General features: G+C 59.0%; 3 protein-coding genes. All 3 read right to left on the bottom strand.

All coding sequences use genetic code 11. From position 1 onward, the window contains the following. Positions 1-314 precede the first annotated feature (314 nt). The 3 genes from paaK to paaI are packed head-to-tail and all read right to left on the bottom strand — an operon-like array spanning position 315 to position 3284. A complete protein-coding gene (gene paaK, locus ACLQ7H_RS06855; protein WP_411752029.1) occupies positions 315-1622 on the bottom strand; it encodes a phenylacetate--CoA ligase PaaK in 1308 nt (435 codons plus the stop codon). A 19-nt stretch (positions 1623-1641) separates the two neighbouring features. After that, positions 1642-2847 (bottom strand): 3-oxoadipyl-CoA thiolase, encoded by a 1206-nt coding sequence (gene pcaF, locus ACLQ7H_RS06860; RefSeq protein WP_411752030.1) that lies wholly within the window; start codon positions 2845-2847, stop codon positions 1642-1644. Beyond that, the gene (gene paaI, locus ACLQ7H_RS06865) at positions 2844-3284 is read right to left on the bottom strand and encodes a hydroxyphenylacetyl-CoA thioesterase PaaI (protein WP_411752031.1); all 441 of its coding nucleotides are present in this window, start codon (positions 3282-3284) and stop codon (positions 2844-2846) included. The genes pcaF and paaI overlap by 4 nt, the downstream gene beginning before the upstream one ends. Positions 3285-3427 lie beyond the last annotated feature (143 nt).

Genomic DNA, 3427 nt, shown 5'->3' on the forward strand with positions numbered 1-3427 from the left:
GGGAGAGGGAGCTGGTAGCCCCTGCTCGTTTGGACGTATAACGATAATCTAAGCAAACTCGATCGGCCCCCCCACATCGGGAGAGGGAGCTGGTAGCCCCTGCTCGTTTGGACGTATAACGATAATCTAAGCAAACTCGATCGGCCCCCCACATCGGGAGAGGGAGCTGATAGCCCCTGCTCGTTTGGAAGAAAAGCGATAATCTCAGCAAACTCGGGCTTCTCTTCATCTCATCCAAGGTGAATCACTCTAATTTCAAGCGCACTCGATCGGTCCCCTCTCCTTTTGGGAGAGGGTTAGGGTGAGGGGAAAACTCACCGAGGCCGCAGGTCGATCACCCGCTGGGCCTTGCCTTCCGAACGTGGAATATCGCCACAGTTGGCAATGCTGACGTCGGTGCTGACCCCGACAATCGATTTGATATGGTGACGCAGCTGGTGGCAGATATCGCAACGCTGCTGGTGGCTGAGCGTCAGCGCCGACTCTTTCAGCTCCACACGCACGGCCAAGGTATCTAAATGCCCGGCCCGGCTCACTTGCAACTGATAATGTGGCGACAGGTGTTCAAACTGCATAATCTGTTCTTCAACCTGGGAAGGGAACACGTTCACGCCGCGAATGATCAGCATATCGTCGGAACGGCCGGTAATTTTGCCCATCCGGCGCATGTTGCGGGCATCCCCTGGCAGTAAACGTGTGAGGTCGCGCGTGCGATAGCGGATCACCGGTAGTGCCTCTTTGGTCAGCGTGGTGAAGACCAGTTCGCCATGCTCGCCGTCGGCCTGTATCGCGCCCGTCTCCGGGTTGATGATCTCAGGCAGGAAGTGGTCTTCCCAAATGGTCGGGCCGCCGCCGCTTTCGGCACACTCCATCGCCACACCTGGCCCCATCACTTCGGAAAGGCCATAGATATCCAGCGCTTTGATCCCCATGCGCGATTCGATCTCATGGCGCAGGGATTCTGTCCAGGGTTCTGCACCGAACACGCCCAAACGCAGGGAGCAATTACGTGCATCGCCCCCCATTTTACGTTCCAGCTCGTCGATCAGCGTCAGACAGTAGGACGGAGTCACCATGATCACGTCGGGTTTGAAATCCATGATCAACTGCACCTGTTTCTCTGTCTGGCCGCCGGACATCGGGATCACTGTCGCACCCAGGCGTTCTGCGCCATAGTGCGCGCCCAGCCCGCCGGTAAACAGGCCGTAACCGTAGGCAACATGGATTTTGTCTTTAGCCGTGGCCCCGGCAGAGCGCAGGCAACGGGCGACAATATCGGCCCAGTTATCGATATCCCGCTGGGTATAACCTACTACCGTTGGGCGGCCGGTGGTGCCAGACGAAGCATGAATGCGTACCACCTGTTCCATCGGCACGGCAAAGGTGTCGAACGGGTAGTTGTCACGCAGATCCTGTTTGGTGGTGTAGGGGAACAACGCCAGATCGCTCAGTTGCTTCAGATCGCTCGGGTGAACACCAGCCTGATCGAACTTGCGTTGATACATCGGTACGTTGTTGTAGGCATGGTACAGGGTCCATTGCAGGCGTTCCAGTTGTAATGCTTCGATTTCGTCGCGTGAAGCAAATTCAATCGCGTCGATGGGCCGTGGATTTGTAGTCATCTTTTTAGCCTCGCAGGTGTTAGACACGCTCAATAATCATGGCAATACCCTGACCGACGCCAATGCACATGGTGCACAGTGCGTAGCGGCCAGCGCGACGTTCCAGCTCAAACAGGGCGGCCAGCGCCAGACGCGCACCGCTCATGCCCAATGGATGGCCAAGAGCGATGGCACCCCCGTTGGGATTGACCTGTTCGGCATCATCCGGTAGACCAAGCTGGCGCAATACCGCCAACGCCTGTGCGGCGAATGCTTCGTTAAGTTCAATGACGTCCATCTGCGCCAGGCTTAACCCGGCGATTTCCAAGACTTTGCGGGTCGCGGGGAGCGGGCCGATCCCCATCAATCGAGGTTCGACGCCGCAGGTGGCGGTAGCGACAATACGCGCCCGTGGCGTCAGACCTTGCTGCCAGGCCATGGCTTCGGAAGCGACAATCAGCGCCGCCGCACCGTCGTTGACGCCAGAAGCATTGCCAGCAGTGATACAGCCCGGCTGGCGGAACGGCGTTTTCAGTTTTTGCAGCTGCTCCAGCGTGGTTTCTGCACGCGGGTGTTCGTCTTCGCTGAATTGAGTGATTACCCCTTTCTTGCCGCTGAGGCTCACCGGGATAATTTCCTGTGTCAGGATCCCCCGCTGTTGTGCCAGGGCGGTGCGCTGCTGGCTGCGTAGGGCAAAGGCATCCTGATCGGCACGGCTGATACCAAACTGTGCCGCGACGTTTTCGGCGGTTTCCGGCATTGAGTCGGTGCCGAAAGCCGCGTGCATCAGCGGGTTAACAAAACGCCAACCGATGGTGGTATCAAACAGCTGTGCCTGACGGCTGAAGGCGCTGTCGGCTTTGCCCATCACCAGCGGAGCGCGGGTCATGGATTCGGCCCCTCCGGCCAGTACCAGACTGGCTTCACCGGCCTTGATGCTGCGGGCCGCCATCGCCAACGCATCCAACCCCGAACCGCATAGCCGGTTGATGGTGGTGCCGGAAACGTTTGGTGGCAGCCCGGCCAGCAACGCCGCCATACGGGCCAGATTGCGGTTGTCTTCCCCGGCCTGATTGGCGCAGCCGAGGATCACGTCATCTACCCGCGACCAGTCTACGTTGGGGTGGCGTTCCCGCAGAGCACGCAGCGGCAGGGCGGCTAAATCGTCAGCCCGCACGTTTGCCAGTGCACCGCCGTAACGGCCAATCGGCGTGCGGACGCCATCGCAAATAAAGGCCTGATTCATGGTTGCTCTCCTAAAATGCTGTGGCCCAACCGATGGGCACGGCCACGGAACCAGGCGACGGTTTTCCCCAGTTGGTTAACGATCTCAACGTCGTACAGTCCGGTAGTTTTACCCTGATGGCGCACTTCAGCGCAGGCGGTGAGGCGATCGCCTGCCAGCGCCGGGCGGATAAAATCGATGGTGCAACCAGAAGCAACTGCCGCCAGCCCTTGACTGTTACAGGCATAAGCAAACGCGGTATCTGCCAGGCTGAACAGCTGGCCACCGTGACAAGTCTGGTGACCATTGAGCATCTGCGGGCCGACGGTCATGCTGACTTTGGCCATGCCAGCATCCACGGCATCGATGCGCATATCCATCGCCTGTGCACAGGTATCCTGGCTAAACAAGTGTTCGGCGCAGCGCTGGGCCAGCGCGCGGGGAGTGTTGGCATTCATCAGCATTTGGCTCCTGAATAATTGGCGGCATAACGGCGCAGCAGTGGCATTGGGCGATAGCGGGGTTCCGCGTAATAACGTTGCAGGTTTTCCAGCGTGGTGAGGATTTGTTGCCAGCCGAGCTTGCTGCCCCAGGCCAGCGG

The organism is Serratia sp. (in: enterobacteria) (assembly GCF_046715635.1).
In the GTDB taxonomy this organism is placed as follows: Bacteria; Pseudomonadota; Gammaproteobacteria; order Enterobacterales; family Enterobacteriaceae; genus Chania.